The organism is Streptomyces sp. NPDC001513 (assembly GCF_042894695.1).
Taxonomy (GTDB): domain Bacteria; phylum Actinomycetota; class Actinomycetes; order Streptomycetales; family Streptomycetaceae; genus Streptomyces.
In genome coordinates, this window is record NZ_JBIAVU010000002.1 from 134,712 (window position 1) to 153,051 (window position 18,340).

The 18,340-nt window shown below is 71.7% G+C and carries 17 protein-coding genes; 6 read left to right on the top strand and 11 right to left on the bottom strand.

Translation table 11 applies throughout. The annotated features are described in order from the left end of the window. Positions 1-29: 29 nt before the first annotated feature. The 5 genes from ACFYZ4_RS04335 to ACFYZ4_RS04355 form a co-directional block, all read right to left on the bottom strand. Positions 30-839 carry an SDR family oxidoreductase gene (locus tag ACFYZ4_RS04335; RefSeq protein WP_351293867.1) on the bottom strand — a complete coding sequence of 270 codons (810 nt, stop codon included), beginning with the start codon at positions 837-839 and terminating at the stop codon, positions 30-32. Between the two features lie 189 nt (positions 840-1,028). After that, positions 1,029-2,609, bottom strand: coding sequence for a GMC oxidoreductase (locus ACFYZ4_RS04340; protein ID WP_390783001.1), 1,581 nt, complete (start codon positions 2,607-2,609; stop codon positions 1,029-1,031). A gap of 159 nt (positions 2,610-2,768) precedes the next feature. After that, positions 2,769-3,692, bottom strand: a complete 924-nt coding sequence (locus ACFYZ4_RS04345) for a cyclase family protein (RefSeq protein ID WP_390783002.1) — start codon at positions 3,690-3,692, stop codon at positions 2,769-2,771. A 32-nt stretch (positions 3,693-3,724) separates the two neighbouring features. Continuing rightward, entirely contained in the window at positions 3,725-5,194 is a 1,470-nt protein-coding gene (locus ACFYZ4_RS04350) for a gluconokinase, GntK/IdnK-type (protein WP_390783003.1), read from the bottom strand. A gap of 10 nt (positions 5,195-5,204) precedes the next feature. Next, a complete protein-coding gene (locus ACFYZ4_RS04355) occupies positions 5,205-6,608 on the bottom strand; it encodes a chloride channel protein (RefSeq protein WP_390783004.1) in 1,404 nt (467 codons plus the stop codon). A 314-nt stretch (positions 6,609-6,922) separates the two neighbouring features. On the opposite strand from ACFYZ4_RS04355, the gene ACFYZ4_RS04360 reads away from it, so the two are divergent. Beyond that, complete coding sequence (locus ACFYZ4_RS04360; RefSeq protein WP_390783005.1) at positions 6,923-8,308, top strand: chloride channel protein; 1,386 nt, start codon at positions 6,923-6,925, stop codon at positions 8,306-8,308. Between the two features lie 37 nt (positions 8,309-8,345). On the opposite strand, the gene ACFYZ4_RS04365 is transcribed toward ACFYZ4_RS04360, so the two are convergent. After that, positions 8,346-9,776: a DUF2252 domain-containing protein gene (locus tag ACFYZ4_RS04365; protein ID WP_390783006.1), complete on the bottom strand. Its 1,431-nt coding sequence runs from the start codon at positions 9,774-9,776 to the stop codon at positions 8,346-8,348. 88 nt (positions 9,777-9,864) lie between these two features. Further along, the gene (locus ACFYZ4_RS04370) at positions 9,865-10,191 is read right to left on the bottom strand and encodes a carboxymuconolactone decarboxylase family protein (RefSeq protein ID WP_390783007.1); all 327 of its coding nucleotides are present in this window, start codon (positions 10,189-10,191) and stop codon (positions 9,865-9,867) included. 217 nt (positions 10,192-10,408) lie between these two features. Here ACFYZ4_RS04370 and ACFYZ4_RS04375 point away from each other — a divergent pair, with 217 nt between their 5' ends. The 5 genes from ACFYZ4_RS04375 (at position 10,409) to ACFYZ4_RS04395 (ending at position 14,651) form a co-directional block, all read left to right on the top strand. Further along, entirely contained in the window at positions 10,409-11,764 is a 1,356-nt protein-coding gene (locus ACFYZ4_RS04375; RefSeq protein ID WP_390783241.1) for an MFS transporter, read from the top strand. A gap of 38 nt (positions 11,765-11,802) precedes the next feature. Continuing rightward, entirely contained in the window at positions 11,803-12,099 is a 297-nt protein-coding gene (locus ACFYZ4_RS04380; protein ID WP_351293653.1) for an amphi-Trp domain-containing protein, read from the top strand. 4 nt (positions 12,100-12,103) lie between these two features. Beyond that, positions 12,104-13,069 (top strand): hypothetical protein, encoded by a 966-nt coding sequence (locus ACFYZ4_RS04385; RefSeq protein WP_390783008.1) that lies wholly within the window; start codon positions 12,104-12,106, stop codon positions 13,067-13,069. Between the two features lie 84 nt (positions 13,070-13,153). Then, positions 13,154-14,248, top strand: a complete 1,095-nt coding sequence (locus ACFYZ4_RS04390; RefSeq protein WP_390783009.1) for a glutamate--cysteine ligase — start codon at positions 13,154-13,156, stop codon at positions 14,246-14,248. A gap of 85 nt (positions 14,249-14,333) precedes the next feature. After that, positions 14,334-14,651 (top strand): SHOCT domain-containing protein, encoded by a 318-nt coding sequence (locus ACFYZ4_RS04395; RefSeq protein WP_351293645.1) that lies wholly within the window; start codon positions 14,334-14,336, stop codon positions 14,649-14,651. 24 nt (positions 14,652-14,675) lie between these two features. Here ACFYZ4_RS04395 and ACFYZ4_RS04400 read toward each other — a convergent pair whose 3' ends face one another. From ACFYZ4_RS04400 to ACFYZ4_RS04415, 4 genes are all read right to left on the bottom strand, one after another. Continuing rightward, a complete protein-coding gene (locus ACFYZ4_RS04400) occupies positions 14,676-15,143 on the bottom strand; it encodes a DUF6325 family protein (RefSeq protein ID WP_390783010.1) in 468 nt (155 codons plus the stop codon). 117 nt (positions 15,144-15,260) lie between these two features. Next, entirely contained in the window at positions 15,261-15,953 is a 693-nt protein-coding gene (locus ACFYZ4_RS04405) for a GAP family protein (protein WP_390783011.1), read from the bottom strand. A gap of 27 nt (positions 15,954-15,980) precedes the next feature. Then, on the bottom strand, positions 15,981-17,843 hold the full coding sequence (locus ACFYZ4_RS04410; RefSeq protein ID WP_390783012.1) for a glycoside hydrolase family 15 protein: 1,863 nt from the start codon (positions 17,841-17,843) through the stop codon (positions 15,981-15,983). 60 nt (positions 17,844-17,903) lie between these two features. Then, on the bottom strand, positions 17,904-18,323 hold the full coding sequence (locus ACFYZ4_RS04415; protein ID WP_351293633.1) for an SHOCT domain-containing protein: 420 nt from the start codon (positions 18,321-18,323) through the stop codon (positions 17,904-17,906). Between the last annotated feature and the right edge of the window lie 17 nt (positions 18,324-18,340).

Below are 18,340 nucleotides of genomic sequence, written 5' to 3' on the forward strand. Positions count from 1 at the left end.
GGCGCTCGGGACGGCGGTCGGAGGGAGGGTCAGCCGCCGGTGGCGAAACCGGGGAAGAGGGTCATCCCGCCGTCCACGTAGAGCGTGGTGCCCACGACGTAGTCCATGAGGTCGGAGGCGAGGGCCACGGCCGCGTACGCGATGTCCTCGGGATCGCCGATGCGCTCGTACGGGATCAGCCGGAGCAGGTCCTCCCGGGCTGCCGCCGTCTCCCACGCGTCCTTGTTGATCGGGGTCTTGATGGCTCCGGGTGCGATCGCGTTCACGCGGATCTTCTTGGGCGCGAGTTCCTGGGCCAGGGTCGCCATCAGCATGTACACGCCGCCCTTGGAGGACGCGTAGTTGGCGTGCCCCGCCCAGGGGATGATCTGGTGGACGGAGCTCATGCAGATGATCTTTCCGGCCGCGCGGGACACCTCCGGGACGACGCCGCGCCGCAGGAACTCCTTCGTCGCCTCCCGGGCGCAGAGGAACTGGCCCGTGAGGTTGACGTCCAGCACCTTCTGCCACTGGGCGAGCGTCATCTCCTCGAACGGGGCGTCGCGCTGCAGTCCGGCGTTGGCGACCAGGATGTCGATCGTGCCGAACTCCCGGACCATCCGGTCCATCATGGCGACGACCTGGTCCTCCTGCGACACGTCCGCCTCGTACGCGGCGGCGCGCACGCCGAACGAGGTGATCTCCTCGACCACCTTCTCGGCCTCGTCGGCGCCGGCCACGTAGTTCACGACGACGTCGGCGCCGGCCCGGCCCAGGCCGATGGCCGTGGCCTTGCCGATCCCGCTGTTGGCGCCAGTGACCAGCGCTTTCTGACCCTTGAGCAGGTGAGCGGGGATCATTCCCCGCGGTACGCCCTCGGTGGGACTCACGATCGACTGCCTCCTCGAATGCCCGGTCCGGTCCGCCCGACCGCGGTCCGGCGGGGTCCGAACGCCACGGAAGCACCCTCGTAGCCGATCGGCGGCCCGGGCGGCGTGCCCTTGGGCCACGCGGCCGAGCATCACCCCCCGGTCGGAGGAACCTCGGGGTCAGCCCAGCCGTTCCACGAGGTGGTCGCCCACCCGCAGGGCGTTCGCGATGGCCGTGAGGGACGGATTGACCGCGCCGATGCTCGGGAAGAAGCTCGTGTCGACCACGTACAGGTTGTCGAGGTCGTGCGCCTTGCAGTTCACGTCCAGGGCGGAGGTGGCCGGGTCGGCGCCGAACCGTACGGTGCCGGCCTGGTGCGCCGTGGCGCCGATCGGCATCCCCTTGTGGAGGTAGATGCTGCGCGTCAGGAGCCGGTGGTCGTGCATCCCCAGATGGCTGAGCATGCCCTGGAGCTTGTGCCGCAGGCGCCCCAGCCCCTCGATGTTGTTCTTCTCGTCGAGCACGAGACGGATGGTGCCGTCTCCTTCGAGGGTGACCCGGCTGTCGGGGAGGGGAAGGTCCTCGCTGCACAGCCAGAAGTCGACCGCGTGATGGGCCATGACCTCGAAGGGCATGTCGGGGGCCACGGCGCCCGCCCAGCGGGGCGCCTCGCCGTGGATCTGGTCGGCGTCCGACTTGCCGAGCATCTGGATGCCGCCGAGCGGGTAGTCCCAGTCGTCGGCGCCGAGGTACCAGTCGTGCAGGGCCAGGGTCTTCTGGAACTTGGTGTCGTTGGGTTCCTTCGAAATGGCCATCAGCGCGAGGTTGTTGTGGCGCATGTAGTGCCGGCCGACCACGTCGGAGCTGTTCGCCAGCCCGCGCGGGTGGCGGTCGTTGGCCGAGGCCAGCAGGAGCGCCGCGGAGTTGACCGCCCCGCAGGCGACGACCACGATGTCCGCGGTGTACGAGGCCTCCACCCCCTCCTCGTTCCGGGTCACGACGCTGCTGACGCTGCGTCCGGTCGGGTCGGTCTCCAGTCGGACCACCCGCGCGTTGGTGACCATGTCGACGTTCGGGTGCCGCAGGGCCGGTTCCACGCAGATCACCTGGGCGTCCGACTTGCCGCGCACCAGGCAGGGGAAGCCGTCCACGCGGTCGCAGCGGATGCAGACGCTGGAGCTGGTGGCCCGCCCGTGCTCGTCCTGGGTCAGGTTGACGCCGATGGGCAGGTGGAAGGGGTGCAGACCCCGTTTCTCCAGGTCGTCGCTCAACTGCTGGATCCGCGGCTCGTGTTCCACCGGCGGATGGGCGTACTGGGCGCTGTAGGACCCTTCCCACGGGTCCTCACCGTGGCGTCCGTGGACCAGGTAGAGGTGCTCGGCCTGGGTGTAGTAGGGCTCGAGCTCCTCGTACCGGATCGGCCAGGCCGGCGACAGCCCGTCGTGGTGGCGGAGTTCCCCGAAGTCCTCGGGCCGCAGCCGGAACAGGGCGGCGCCGTAGAACTTGGTGTTTCCCCCGACGTAGTAGTTGACCTCGGGCGGGAACTCGTCGCCGTTCTTGTCCAGCCAGAACTCCGGGGCCCGGTACTTGCCCTTCACGAACACGGCGGTGGAGTCCCAGTTGTCCCGCTCGCGGGGGAGGTAGTCACCGCGTTCGAGGATGAGCACCCGCTTCCCGGAGGGGGCGAGCCGGTGGGCGAGCGTACCGCCGCCAGCGCCCGAACCGATGATGACGACGTCGTAGTGCGGGGAATCGCCCACGGCGACCACCGTCCTTGCGCTCGCGGGCCCGCCCTGTCAGCGGCCCTCTCTCTGCGCGCTGCCGGGACGCGGCAGCCACCCCACCTCTTCGAACGTATCCCTCCTTCCCGGGTCCGGCGACCGGACGGAACTCCCGGACGGGACGCCCGCACCCGGCCGTCACAGCACGGCGATCGGGTTCACGGGCGAGCCGGTGGCCGACGGAAGTCTGAGCGGCGCCACCACGCACAGGAAGGACCACCGGTCCGCACCCGCGCAGGCCGTGGTCAGCTCCTCGAACTGCAGGTAGTCCATGAGGTGCAGTCCCATGGCGTGCACCGTCAGCACGTGCACGGGAAAGCCGACCCCGGCCACCGCGCTGGGGGCGGTGTCGTTGTTCCCGTCCGAGCCCAGCGCGGCGACCTGCCGCTCGGCCAGGAACCGTACGGCCGTGGGATGAAGGCCGGCCCGGGCCTCGGCGGCGTTCCACGCCCCGCGCTCCTGGCGTCGCGGTCGATGACCCACCCGTACGAACAGCAGGTCGCCCGGCCCGACCCGGACCCCCTGGGCCTCCTCCGCCGCGGTCAGGTCGGCGGCGCTCACGTGGTCCCCGGGCTCCAGCCACGGCAGGCCCCGCAGCCGCGGAACGTCCAGGAGCACGCCACGGCCGACGATGCCGTCCCGGACGACCTCGACGGAGAGCGCGCCGGCGCCCCGGGACGTCACGCTGCTCGCGGGCACGCCGTTGTAGAGCTCCCCGTCGAACAGCACGTGGCACAGGGCGTCGAGATGGCTGTCCGCGTCCCCGTGCACGTTCATCGCGAACCGGTCGCGCGCGAAGTGCAGCGCGTCGCCGCCGCTCGCACCGGTCTCACCGTCGGCGGGCGCGATCATCCGGTGGCGTGCCGGTTCGGGATTGTCCGGGCCGGGCAGGGTCTCGATGGGCGCGGCGAGCGACACCGTACGTCCGGAGCGGACCTCGGCGGCGGCGGCCACGACGCGCTCGGGCGTCAGGTGGCCGAGCGCGCCGCGCCGGTCGTCGGGGGCGCGGGGGCTGCGCTCGCGCAGCTCCTCGTACAGCGCGCGAAAGGCGTCGCCGGTCATGGCCTGCGGCGTCGACGGCCCGCCGCCCGGGGTCACCGGGATCCCCAGGGGGCCAGGACCCAGCGCAGGACATGACGCTCGCCCGGTTGCAGGACGGTGAGCGCCGTGCCGCTGCGGAAGGCGTCGGCCGGGCAGGACATCGGTTCGACGGCGACTCCGCGCCGGCGCCGCCCGGGCTCCGACAGCGTGTCCCCGGTGTACACCTGGACGTACCGGATGCCCTCGACGAGCCGTACGTCGATGCCGTGGCGCCCCGAAGGGTGCGCGAGCCGCACCGTGCAGTGGCCGGCGGGATCCCTTTCGAGCCCGGTGTACGCGGTGTCCAGGCGCTGCTCGCCGATGGGCCTGGCGGTGCGGAAGTCGTACTCCGTGCCCTCGACGGGCTCCTCACCGGTCGGCAGGCCGTGTGCGTCGCTGCCGAGCCGGTGGCGGGCCGGCACGGTCAGCAGCGCGGTGTCCACCAGGTCGGTGCCCACGGTCAAATAGGGGTGCTGGCCCACACCGTAGGGGGCGGCGGTGTCCCCCTCGTTGGTGGCGGTGACGGTGGTGTCGAGCCCCTCCGGGCCCAGCCGGTACTCGGCGCGGACCTCCAGCCGGTACGGGTATCCGGGCTGCGGGAAGAGGGTGGTGCCCACCGTGACGGCGTTCTCGCTGCGGTCGAGCAGCCGCCACGGAACCCACCGGAGGAGGCCGTGGATCGCGTTGCCGTTCTCCGGTTCGGTCAGCGGGAGCCGCAGGTCCTCACCACCGAACCGGTAGCGTCCGCCGGCGATCCGGTTCGGCCAGGGGACGAGGAGCTGCCCGCGGCCGCCGGTGACCGGCTCGTCGGCGGCGAATCCGTCGAGGAGCGGCCGCCCGCCCACGTCGTAGTGACGCAGGGCGCCGCCCAGCTCGACGACCACGGCCGTCTGCGGGCCGTGGCGCAACTGCCACTGTTCTCCTGAGGCCGTGGGGGGCATGTGCGGCTCCTCGGTCGGTGCGGCGCGGAGCCGGGCGACGACGGCGTCGACCACGGCTTCCGGGGGCTGGTCGATGTCCACCACGCAGGCGTGCTCGTCGGGCTCCGGCTCCTGGAGGTCGGCGAACTGGCTGTCCATCAGCCGTGCGGGGAAGAAGTGGCCGTGCCGGGCCAGCAGCCGGGACCGGATGAGCTGCCGTGAACCGTGCAGATGGACCAGGCGTACGTCGGGCCGTCCCCCGGCCAGCTGGTCCCGGTAGGCGCGCTTGAGGGCGGAGCAGGCCACGACGGCGGGTTCGCGCGCCGCGATGCGGCGGTCGATCGATGCCTCGACCGCGGCCAGCCACGGCCGCCGGTCCTCGTCGGACAGGGCCTCGCCGGCCGCCATCCTGGCCCGGTTCGCCGCCGTGTGGAGGTCGTCCGCGTCCTGGAAGGCCCAGCCGAGCCGGTCGGCCAGCAGCAGTCCCACGGTGGTCTTCCCCGAACCCGCCACGCCCGTCACGAGCACCACGGATGCGGGCACCGTCACGGGCCGGCGTGCCATGCTGCCTCCTTCACGAGACGGAGCCGGACGTCGCACCGGCGGTGGGGGGATGCGCGGTCGGCGGTCCCGCCGACTTGCCCACCGGTGGAACGGCGGGTCCGGGCGGCAGCAACTGGATCGTCACGAAGGCCACGACGGACGCGAGGATCACCACGGGGGTCATGGCCACGCTGCCGAGCACCAGGACGACGAGCACGATGCTGCTGACCGGCAGCCGCAGGGCACTGGTCGTCGAGGCCGCCATGCCGATGGCCATGCCCGGTACGATCCCCAGGCCCGGCAGGGGCGCGAGCAGCACGCCCAGCGCACAGCCCAGGAACAGCGACGGGAACACGGGACCACCGCGCAGGCTGCCCAGGCACAGGGCGTAGGCGACGCCCATGCAGAGCACCACGGCGATCAGGGCCCCGACCCCCCAGGCGGACGGATCGGCGGCCATCGCGCTCAGCGTCTCCTGGCCGGAGGACGCCACGTTCGCGGGCGAGCGGCCGGTGGTGAGCCCGTACACGGCGGCGCAGACACCGGCCGCCACCGCGCACAGGGTCGTATGGGCGACGGGACGCTTCGCGACGAACCGGGCGGTCGACCGCCCCCCTCGCATGATCAGGTGCATGAAGACCCCGATGGCCACGGCCATCGGGATGGACCAGAGCACGTCTCCGGGGTCGAGCCTCGGAAGGGGCACGCCCACCTTCACCGAGAGGCTGGGTGCGTCGAAACCGGTCCAGCGTCCGAAGCCGGTGAACACGAGCGAGCCCACCCCGCTCGACAGCAGCGCGGGCAGCATGACCGCGAACAGCTGGGGCCCGCCCACCCCGGCCACCTCGATGAGCAGGACCCCCGCGATCAGCGGGCTCCCGAAGATCACCGCGACGGCCGCCGCCGCTCCCGCCGCGCCCAGGAGCGCGGTGCTCTGCGCGGTCGCCGGCACCCGCGCCAGGTCCCTGAAGAGCAGGGCCAGGCCGCCGCCGAGGGCGATCAACGGGGCCTCCGGTCCGAGCGTGGCGCCGAGGGGAAGGCTGAGCAGGGCGGCGAGGATCACGCCGGGCAGGGCCCCGGGAGAGACACCGCCCGTGTGGAGTCCCCCGGCGGGGATGTGTCCGCCGCCGCCGGGCATACGGGTGACCACGAGCCCGACGGTCACGCCGGCCACGAGCAGCAGCGGCAACGGCCACCACCACGGCGGGGCGTTCCACCCCAGGGACTCCGGCAGCCCGTGCCACATCAGGTGTTCCAGCTCGTGGAGACCGACCAGGAACCAGAAGGCCACCAGCGACACCGGAACACCGATGAGGGCGCAGAACACCAGCGCCTTGAGATAGCCGGCGCTGCGCAGCAGTTCGCGCAGCCGTTCCGCCTCTTCGGGCTGGGTGGTCCCGCCGGACCCGGCGGGGTGCGGATCCGGCGCCGTCATCCGCCGTGTCCCGTCACGGCGGCGCACGCCCGTCTCGGGCCACGAAGGGTTCCGGGCATGTTCGCTCATCTCCCAGGGAGTGCGGGTGGACCGGAGCGGGCCGGGCCGCCGCGTCCGGGGGCCGCGGCAGGGCCTGGACGGGCCAGAGCCATTGCAGCATCCGGGCGGGGGCTTCGCATGTCCGGACGGGGCCTCGCCCGGCCTCGCCAGGCTTCCGGCGGCGAAGACCGCCGGCCGGGCGGATCATCGAGACGAGAGGTCGAGAGGTTCGGCCGCCCCGGTGGCGGCGTCGGGTGCCAGGAAGAAGGAATTCCATGACGGAGCCGAGTCCTCAACCCGTTGGCACCGGCCAGCCGCACGAGGCGGACCGGCTGCGTGAGATCCTCCGCGCTCCCGGCTACCTCGTCATCCTGGTCTACTCGGCCCTCCTCGGCATTCCGGTGTCGCTCGTCGCGTTCTGGTTCCTCGTCGCCCTCCACGAACTGCAACACGTCTTCTGGACGGACCTTCCGCACCACCTCGGCTGGGACACGGCCCCCTGGTGGTGGCCGCTGCCCCTGCTGCTGATCGCCGGTGTGATCGTCGGCCTGGTCGCGGCCCGACTCACCGGCGGGGGCGGCCACATACCCGCGGGCGGTCTGCACGCCGGCGCGATGCCCCCGGCCGCGCTGCCGGGCGTGGTGCTCGCCGCGGCCGCGAGCCTGCCGCTGGGCGCGGTCCTGGGACCGGAGGCGCCGCTGATCGCCCTCGGCGGCGGCCTGGCGCTGCTCTTCCGGGACCTCACGCGGACCCCGGCGACCCCGCAGACCACCGCGCTGCTCGGCGCGGCCGGTGCGGCGGCGGCCATCGCGGCGATCTTCGGCAACCCGCTGATCGCCGCCGTCCTCCTCATCGAGGTGTCGGGGATCGGCGGCCCCCAGCTGTTCGCGGTCATGCTCCCCGCCCTGCTCTCCAGCGGCATCGGGGCCCTGGTCTTCACGGGCTTCGGCAAGTGGACCGGCCTGGAGACCGGCAGCCTCAACCTCACGCTGCCCACGCCCCTGCCGTCCCTGGACGCGCCGGACGTGCTGTGGACCGTACTCATCGCCCTCGTCCTCGCCGTCCTGTTGAACCCCGTCCTGGAGGCGGGCCGACGGGTCGCGGCGTTCGTCTCCGCCCGGGTGCTCCCCCGCACCGTCCTGTGCGCGCTGGGCGCAGCGGCCTGCGCCGCCCTCTACTCCCTGATCACCGGCCGCTCACCCGCGGACGTCGCCCTCTCGGGCCAGGCCGCCCTCGGCGAGCTGGCCGCCGATCCGCACGCCTGGGCCGTCGGCGTGCTGATCGCCGTCCTCCTCTTCAAGTCCGCCGCCTACGCCCTCTGTCTGGGCAGCCTGCGCGGCGGCGCCATCTTCCCCGCGGTCTCCCTCGGAGCGGCGGCCGGGGTCCTCGTGGCTCCCCTGCCCGGGCTGGGCCCCGTACCGGCCATGGCGGCGGGCATGGCGGCGGCCACCGCGGCCATCATGCGGCTGCCGGTCAGCAGCGTGGTCCTCGTGGTACTGCTCATGGGCAGCTCCGCGATGATCCCCATCGCCATCCTCGCGGCCGTGATCTCCTTCGTCACGACCGAGCTGCTCCCGGCCGGCAGCGCCCATCCGCCCGCTCCGCTCGCCGAGCAGCCGCCCGCGGACCCGGGCGGCGCCAAGGCGGCCGAGACCCCCTGACGCACCGTCAGGGGGTCCGGTGCTCGGCGGTACGCGGTCAGGTCGCGGGAAGTTCCTCCGCCGGCAGCCGGCCGGAGCGCACCGCGTCGACCAGGGCCTGGTGGTCACGCTCGTTCTGGTCGGCGTAGGCCTCGGCGAAGGTGACGAGCGCCCGGTCGAAGGACTCGCCGCGGCCCAGGTACGAGGCGATCGCGATCCGGTCGCCCGACCGCGCGTGCGCACGGGCGAGGGTGAGTCCGCACAGCTCGGCGAAGGTCGCCAGCTGTCCGGGCGACATCGTCTCCGGCATGGCGATCCCCTTCCAGTCGCGCAGTTGGCGGATGTAGAAGTCGCGCTGCCTGCCGTCGATCCCGTCCACCCGCTCCCAGCCCAGGAACATGTCGCTCGCCGCCTGCATCAACCGCTGTCCCGAGACCACGCGCTCGCCCTGGTTGCGGTACCGGCTCGCGCCGAGGTGGTCGGCGAGCACGGAGGTGTCGGCCTCCTTGGCCTGCAGGAGGAGCGGGTCCCGGCCGTCGCGGCCGAGCAACAGCAGGATCCAGCAGCGGGTCCCGACGCTGCCGACGCCGACCACCTTGCGGGCCATGTCCACCAGCCGGTAGTCCTCCAGGAGGGTCCGCCGGTCACTCGCCATCGTGAGCCCGTAGGTGGCGAGCAGGCGTTCGAACCGGTCCTCCAGCTCGTGGCGTTCGGCTTCCGGCAGCAGTTCCGTGAGGGGCACCAGCAGCGGGGGGTCCGCCGCGATGTGCGGCCGGCCGTCGACCAGCTCCGTGATCTTGTCGAAGGCCTGGAGCGTGTCGCGCGAACGGGCCTTCGCCATGGCGCGGGTCAGTTTCTTCCGCCCGCCCTTGTCGAGCTGGCCCGTGGCGAGGGCCTCCAGGCGGTCCTGGTCGATCTTCGCGTACCAGACGTCGAGGTTGCCCATGCCGGCGAAGCCGCGCATCGCCTCGCGGTACGAGCGCACGGCGGTGCCCACGATGACCGCGCGTTCGGCGTCGTCGAAGCCGTTCGCCCGGGCCGCGATCACGAAGCTCGCCGAGAGCCGTTTGACGTCCCACTCCCAGGGACCGGGCAGGGTCTCGTCGAAGTCGTTGATGTCGAACATCAGCCGCCGCTCCGGAGAGGCCAGCAGCCGGAAGTTCAGCAGGTGCGCGTCCCCGCACAGCTGGACCGTGATCCCCGAGTCGGGGCTGCCGGCCAGGTCGGAGGCCATGATCGCGGCGGCTCCCCGGTAGAACCGGAAGGGCGATTCCAGCATCCTGCCGTAGCGGATCGGGACCAGCTCGGGTACGCGGGCCGCCGACTGCCCTTCCAGGATCGCCAGCGGGTCGGGCCGGTCCGGAGACGGCCGGTACACGGCGTGCCCCGAGCGTGGCGAGCGGTTCCGGGCCTCCTTGCCCTGGGCCGCGCGTTCCTGGGGTGTGCTGCCGGGCACCGCGCGCATGGCGGCGGTCGTGCTCTGGGACATCAGTGTGCTCCTGCCTGGACCTGCGTCCTCCGCACGCGAACGGCGCCCTGTTCGCGCGCCGTTCGAGTGGTGGCCTGGGGCGTCCGCGTCAGCCCCGGGTCTCGATCTCTGCCTCGGCGACGGCGATGGCGATGCCCAGCGCCGTGGCGATGTTGCCGGCTGCCGTCATCACGCGGGCGGTGCCCACGATGGGGGCGATGGCGACCAGCACGTCCTCCAACTGCTCGGCGGTCAGGCCCGCCTGGAGGGCGGGATCGATGTGGGCGGCGTAGGAGATGGGCGGGGCGTCCGATGCGGCGAGGGCCGCGATACGGGTGAGGAGCAGCATGTCCGGGGCGAGCCCGCACCGCTCCAGCGAGTCGACCGTCATGGCGGCGATGGTGTCCAGTACAGGGGTTTCCAATGCGGTGGACATGTCTCACGTCCTCCTGAGTGACCACGGATGTTCCTTCGTTTCAACCCTAGGACCTCACCCGGTACCCCGCATGGGGCGCGGCCTCCCGGTCCGGAGTGCGGCGGGCCGGGCCGCGGCGCAGTCTTGAGGCAGGGCAGGGCGATGGCAGCAGCGCGACAAGGCGGAGGGAGCGGCGCCGGTGGCCGAAGCCGACACCTCGGGACGCACGCCCGGTGCCATGCGCGGTGTGCTGGCCCCGCTCGCCCTCGCCCAGTTCATCTGCAGCTTCGCCGGTTCGAACATGAACGTGATGATCAACGACATCAGCGAGGACCTCGACACGACCGTGCAGGGGGTGCAGGTCGCGATCACGATCTTCCTCCTGGTCATGGCGGCGCTGATGATCCCCGGCGGCAAGCTGACCGACCGCTACGGACGCAAGCGGTGCTTCCTGACCGGTCTCGCCGTCTACGGTGTCGGCGCCCTGCTCAGCGCGGCCGCGCCGGGCCTGGGCGTCCTCATCCTCGGCAACTCGATCCTCGAAGGCGTCGGCACGGCGCTGCTCATCCCGCCCGTCTACATCCTCACGACGCTGATCTTCACGGACATGACCTCACGTGCCCGTGCCTTCGGGACCGTCATGGCGCTGGGCGGCATCGGCGCGGCCGCCGGGCCGCTGATCGGGGGGCTCATCACCTCGGCCATCAGCTGGCGGGCGGCCTTCGTGTTCCAGGCCATCGTGATCGCCCTGATCATCATGCTGAGCCGCCGCATCAAGGACCCGCTGCCGCCGGATCCCACGCGCCCCTTCGACACCGGTGGAGCGGTCCTCTCCGCCGTCGGGCTGATCCTCCTCGTCACGGGGATCCTGGCGGCCGACGACAACGTCTGGCTGATGCTCGCCCTGATCGTCCTCGGTGCGCTCGTCCTGCTGTGGTTCTTCCTGTGGGTACGGGCCAAGGAGCGGGCCGGCGAGGAGCCGCTCCTGCCGACGAGCCTGTTCCGCAACCGCACGTCCAACCTCGGTCTCGTCACGCAGAACATCCAGTGGCTGGTGCTCATGGGGACGTCGTTCGTCGTCGCGGCCTATCTCCAGGTCGTGCGCGGATACGACGCGATCCAGACCGGCGTGATCTTCACGGCGGCCACGCTCGGCCTGCTGGTGTCCTCCCTGGCCGCCGCCCGCCTGGCGCAGCGGCGCGCACAGCGCACGCTGATCATGTCCGGCTTCGTGCTGACGACCCTCGGTATCGCCCTCCTGCTGGCCATGGTGCGCGGCTCTCCGAGTCCCTGGGCCTTCGCCCCCGGGCTGCTGCTGATCGGCCTGGGGCTCGGTGTGATGCTGACCCCGTCGGTCAACATCGTGCAGTCGAGCTTCCCCGAGGAGCAGCAGGGCGAGATCTCCGGGCTGTCGCGCAGCGTGTCCAACCTCGGCTCCTCCCTCGGCACCGCGATCGCCGGCACCATCCTCGTCGCCGGCCTCACCACCCATGCCTACGCCGCCTCGATGATCACACTGGCCGTCCTCGGCCTCGCCGGGCTCGCCGCGGCGGCGTTCCTTCCCCGGGGCACGGGCCCAAGCACCGTTCCCTAGCCGTCGAGAGCTGTCGAGGCAGCGGATTGGAGACGTCCGTGAAGGACCTCAAGTTCGAACAGAAGAGTTCCCTGTCCCGTCTGGAGGCCGCGGACCAGCTCTCCGCGCTCGCGGAGGCTCTGAGACAGGGCGGCGAAGTCGAACTGGAATTCGGCTCCGGGACGCTGAGCCTGCAGGTCCCCGACGAACTCCGCACCGAGATCGAGGTCGAGGTCGGCGACGGGGAGATCGAGCTGGAGCTCGAACTCAAGTGGCCCACCGTCCGGGCCGAGGCCGCGCCGGCCCGGACGAAACGGCCGGCACGGGGCAAGGGCTCGGCGTCCCGGGCCTCGTGATCGCGTGTCACACCGCCCGCCGGCCGGCCCGCCACGGACGATCGTCGCGGCCGCCTTCGTGATCGCCCTGGCCGCCGCGCCGCCCGGTCCCGCGTTCGCGTTCACCGGCGGCAACCACGAGAAGATCACCCGGGCGGCCCTGCCCTGGGAGCCGGTCACCCTGACCGAGATGGCCGACGCCCGCGACGGGGCGGTCAATGCCGACGACCACGGCGGATACTTCCTCCTCGGCCCCCTGCACTGCGACAACGCCGACTACCTCGCATCCCGCCACGACCCGCACTACCCCCGCAGCCGCGACGAGGCGAGCACCGAGCTCCTCGCCTGCGTCCGTACCTCCGTGACCCGCTTCCGCAACGCGGTCCGGGCGGCCGACGGCCTCGTCGACGCGGACGGCAAGGTCCGGGCCGACCAGAGCGACCTGTCCTCCCCCTGCACCTGGAAGGAGACGTCCGACCGCGCCAAGTGCGAGGTCCTGGAGCAGCTCGGCCGCGGGTGGCACCCGATCGAGGACTTCTACGCGCACTCCAACTGGTCCGACCGGGCCGCTCCCGGCCCGGTCGGCCTCGCCAACCCTCCCGGACTGGCACGGACCGATGTCGCCCCCTTCCTCGACATCCGCCGATACAGCGCCATGAACGACGCCGACTGGACCCGGGAGGCGCGGGCCCGCATACCCGCGGACCTCACGACCGGCTGCTACTCCGATTTCGACTCCACCGGCGTGAAGGACCACGACTGCGCCGGCCGTGTCATGCACAGCCAGGCCCTGAACAAGGACACCGCCGCGTCCCCCCGCTCGAAGACCGGCGACAACTTCGACCACGCCGTGTCGGGGGCCACCGCCGAGATCACCCGCCAGTGGAACGGCTTCAAGGCCGAACTGCTCGCGACCTATCCGGACCACCGGCGCGGCGAGCAGATGGTCTGCGCCCTGGTCCACGACGACCCGCAGTCGAGCTGCCCCTGACACGAAGAGCGGCAGCTTTTCCCCTATTACGCCGAAATGCCCGTTCGCCTGGGTGATCACGACGGGTTCGGGGTAGCAACCAGCATGATCACTGTTGGGGTCGAGGAGGAGTACCTGCTGGTCGACCCGGAGACGCTCCTGCCCATACCGCTCGTGCAGGAGGTGCGTGCCACGGCCAGCCTGACACCGATCGCGGACGAGCGAGAGGTCCAGGACGAACTGCTCCAGGCGCAGATCGAAGTCGCCACCCCCGTCTGCACGGGCCTGGAGGAGGTCGGGGGCCATCTCCTGCGGCTGCGTCACGCGGTCGCCTCCGCCGCCCAGGCCAACGGCTGCCGCATCGCGATCTCCGCCACCGCGCCGGTCCGGGACGTCCTCCCCGTACCCGTCACCAGTACGGCGAGGTACCTGAGGATGCGGGGAGAGGCCAAGCTGCTCGTCGACGAGCAGCTGATCTGCGGGATGCACGTCCACGTGGGGATTCCCGACCCGGAGACCGGAGTGGCCGTCCTGAACCGGCTGCGCGTCTGGCTCCCGACCCTGCTGGCGATGTCCGCGAACGGGCCCCTGTGGGACGGGCGGGACACCGGCTTCGCCAGCTGGCGCACGATCATCTTCGGCCGGTGGCCGGTCAGCGGCCCGCCACCGTATTTCGCGGGGTTCGCGGACTACGAGGCGCGGGCCGACGCGCTGGTGGAGTCCGGGCTGATCCCCGATCGGGGGCAGCTGTACTGGCAGGCCCGGCTCTCCGAGCGCTACCCGACCGTCGAGGTGCGCTGCTGTGACGTGCAGCTGGAGGCGGACGACGCGGTCATGCTCGCCGGCGTCGTCCGCGGGCTCGCCGCCACGGCGATCGCCGAGGAGAAGGCAGGAGCCGCCCCCGCGCTGTGCGCGCCGGAGATCCTCCAGGCCTCGACGTGGCATGCGGCCCGGCACGGCATGAGCGGTACGTTGATGGACCCGGAAGGCCGGCTGCGGAGCAGCGGGGACGTCCTGTGCGCGCTCCTGCGGCACATCGGGCCCGCCCTCGAGGAGAACGGCGACTTCCGCGAGGTGAGTTCGCTCGTTCACCGGCTGCTGCGGCACGGCACGTCGGCCGACCGCCAGCGCCGGGCCCTGGCCGAGACGGGCCTGCCGGCGCTCGCGGACCTGATCACCACGGGAGCCACCACCGGGTGAGTCGCCTGCCGAGGTGCGATGCTGGAAGCAGTGGAGGGCCGGCGGCTGGACTTCCTGGCCGGCCCCGTCAGCAAGGGAGAATGACGTGCCTGGTCTTCTTCGAGGAATAGCGCGCACCGCGGTGGTCGCCGGTACGGCGACGGCGGTGTCCAACCGCGTGTCGCGGCGCCAGGCGGGCCGGTGGGCCACGCAGGACGATCAAGCCGCCGCGCAGCAGCAGGCGCCGCAGCAGCAGTACGCCGCCCCACCCGCACCCGCTCCCGCCCCCGCCCCCGCTCCGGCGATGGCGGATGACATGAGCAGCAAGATCGACCAGCTCAAGGAACTCGGAGCGCTGAAGGAGCAGGGGATCCTGACCGACGCGGAGTTCGCGCAGCAGAAGAGCAGGATCCTCGGGGCCTGATCGTCCGGAGGCGGCCGGCCGGGCTCACTGCGCCTGCCGGCCGCCTTCGGCTGCGTCCTCTTCCGCGTCGAGGGACGCGAGCAGGGCCTGCACGGGGATGCGGCCGCTCGCCACCATCTGCGCGCCGCTGCGCCGCAGGGCCCGGGCGAAGGGGGCGGCCCACCGGTTCTCGTAGACCAGGATCGCGGCCGCGTTGCCCGGCTGGAGGGCGTGGCCCGCTTCGTCGAGGTCGTCCTGGCCGAGCAGTTCGGACGACGCGCCCTCGAAGACGGACAGGCCGAAGGAGTTCCCCTCACCGTCGAGGTCCGTGAGTTCCAGGGCGGTGACGGTTCCGTCGGCGTCCTTCTGCACGAAGCGGAGGTCGAGGAGGTGGATGATGCCCTGGTCGACCAGGTCGACCAGCAGCGGGAACGCTTCGCCCGTCATGCGGTTTCCGGGGAACTCGACGACCAGGTAGTCGACGGGGCCCATGTCTTCGATGTCGTCGCTCATGAGCGCTCCTCGCGTGTGGCTCGACGGCCCGGTGGTGGCCGGGCGAACGCGTCGGGGGGCCGGACACGGCCCGTTCTCATCGTTCTCATTGCAGCATCCGCCGCGAGGCCCCGCACCTCAGCCGGTGAGCTGGTAGAGGCTCCTGCCGACGAGCCACAGTCCCAGGAGCAGGCACACGACGACGATCGCCTGCTCCTTGTGGCGTTCCAGCCACGCGCGCAGGCCCAGCAGGGCGCGATGGGCCTTCTCGGGTGAGAACACCATGTACAGCTCCATGGCCAGCAGGGTGGAGGTGGCCAGGAGGCAGAAGCCCATGAGGGCCAGGAAGGACTGTGCGTGGGAGAGGTCGGCCTGCACGACGGTGGCGGCCGCGGCGGCGACCATCCCCCAGGGCTGGAGGAGCACGGCGAGGGCCGCCGCGGACCATCCGGTGGCCTCGTCCATCCGGGACGACATGGACGACCCGGAGTCCTCTGCCCCCTCGGTCTCCTCCTGTACGGAGGGATCCGCCGCCGTGGCGCCGCGCCGGCTCCGGCGCCGCCGGTGCTCGCTGTACACGACCAGGCCGACTCCGATCACCAGCGTGGCCACGAGCGCCGCGATCGACGGAGGAGAGCGGGGCGGGGGCGGCTGTCCGCCGGTGAAGAGGAGGACCATCGCCATCACGGCCACGAGGCAGGCCAGCCAGGCGAGGATGAAGGCCAGGCCCTTGCGCACCCCGCGGGGTGCGGACACCACCAGGACGAAGGCCATGATGGGCAGCGGGAACAGGGTGACCGCCAGGCCGATGAGGAGCAGGTCGAGCACCATCGCGGCGCACCCCCTCGGAGGGCAGGCTCAGGCGGCGCCCACGGCCTGGTCGAGTTCGGAGTCGAGGGCGAGGGCGGCGGTGATGAGGGCGAGGTGGGTGAAGGCCTGGGGGAAGTTGCCCAGCTGTTCCCCGGTGAGGCCGACCTCTTCGGCGAAGAGCCCCACGTGGTTGGCGTAGGTGAGCATCTTGTCGAAGGAGTAGCGGGCCTGATGGACGCGGCCGGCCTTGGCGAGGGCGTAGACGTGCAGGAAGGAACAGAGGGAGAAGGTGCCCTCGGAACCCTGCAGGCCGTCGGGAGAGGCGGCGGGGTCGTAGCGGTAGACGAGGCTGTCGGAGACGAGTTCGGTCTCCATGGCGTCGAGGGTGGACAGCCAGCGCGGATCCTTGGGGGCGATGAAGCCGACCAGGGGCATGAGCAACAGGGAGGCGTCCAGGACGGTGTTGTCGTATTCCTGGACGAACGCCTGCCGCTTTTCGCTCCAGCCGAGGGTCATGACCTGGTCGAGGATCGCGTCCCGTGCCGCCGTCCAGCGGGTCAGATCGGCGGGGCGGGCGGTGGCCACGGCCTGGCGGATGCCGCGGTCCAGGGCGACCCAGCACATGAGGCGGCTGTACGTGAAGTCCTTCTGCCCGCCCCGGGTTTCCCAGATTCCCTCGTCGGGGCGGTCCCAGTTGTCGCACAGCCAGTCCAGCAGGGCGGCGCAGCGCAGCCAGTCGTCGTAGCCGATGACATTGCTGACCTGGCCGGTCTGGGCGAGGGCGAAGATGGCCTCGCCGTAGATGTCCATCTGCAGTTGGTCCGCGGCGCCGTTGCCCGAACGTACCGGTCGGGAGCCGCGCCACCCTTCCATGTGGTCGAGGACCTCCTCCGTCAGGTACGGGTCACCGTCGACGCGGTACATGATCTGGAGGGGTTCGCCGTTGGGAGCGCCGCCGTCCCGCAGCCGCCGGAGCAGCCAGCTGCGGAAGGCGTTGGCCTCGTCGGCGAATCCGAGTGCGCGCATGGCGCGGACCGAGAGGGAGGCGTCGCGGACCCAGGTGTAGCGGTAGTCCCAGTTGCGCTCGCCGCCCTCCTGCTCGGGCAGGCCCATGGTGGCGGCGGCGATCGGCGCGCCGGTCGGTGCGTACGTCATCAGCTTGATGGTGATCGCGGAGCGGTTGACCATCTGCTGCCAGCGGCCTCGGTAGGTGCACTGTGCGGTCCAGCCGTGCCAGAAGTCGCGGACGTCGTTGAACTCCTCCGTCATGTCGTGCACGTTCACCGCCGGCGGGGGCGCGCTGTCGGCGTCGCACACGGTCAGGAGGACGGCCGCGCGTTCGCCTTCGGCCAGGGCCACGCTCGCGCGTACGTCCGCCTCGTCGGCCTCCAGGTCGACCGGCCCCAGGGCTTGCAGGTACGCGGTGATGCCGGGGCCGTCGAAGCGGGCGGTGGCACCGTCGAAGGTCAGGTCGTGCGGCGCCCGGCCGTAGTCGAAGCGCGGGCGGCACTCCAGGCTGAAGCGCGCGGTCCCGCGCACGCCCCGCATGACCCGCACCACCTGGTGCCGGTCGGTGACGGTGTGCGGATCGCGCACGGGCATGAAGTCGATGACCTCGCCGACGCCCTCGGGGGTGAGGAACCGGGTCATCAGGACGGCGGTGTCGGCCAGGTAGAGCTGCTGGCTGACGACCTCGGCATGGCCCGCGTCCGCGCCGGCGGAGACGTCGGGCGCGTCGGCGGTGATGGCGAAGTAGCCGCCCCGGCGGTCGTCGAGCAGGGAGGCGAAGATGCTGGGCGCGTCGAAGCGGGGTGAGCAGAACCAGTCGAGCACGCCCTCGGAGGAGACGAGGGCACACGTCTGCAGGTCCCCGATCAGACCGTGCTCGGCGATGGGCGGGTAGGGGAGCATCGGCCTCGCCTTCCTGTGAGTCCTGGTCCGGTGTCCTGGTCCGGCGTCCTGGTCCGGTCCTCAGGAACCGAGGACCTTGGCCTTGGCCTGCTCGTACTCGGCCGCCGTGAGGTCGCCGCGGTTCTTGAGCTCGGCGAGCTTCGACAGCTCCTCGGCGTGACCGGTGGGCCCGGCGCTTTCGCGCACGTAGGAGCGGAAGGCCTGCTCCTGCTGCTGGGCCCGGTTGAGCTCGCGTTCGCCCATCCCGCGGCCCCGGACGATCAGGTAGACGAAGACGCCCAGGAACGGCAGCAGGATGACGAGGATCGTCCATCCCGCCTTGCCCCAGCCGCTCAGCCCGTCGTCACGGAAGATGTCGGCGATGACGCGGAAGAGCAGCATGAACCACAGCACCCAGAGGAAGATGAGCATCATGGTCCAGAAGAAGTTCAGCAGGGGATAGTCGTACTCCTCCGCCAGGTTGAACAGCGCGTTCTGCATGGCCCGGTCTCCTGTCG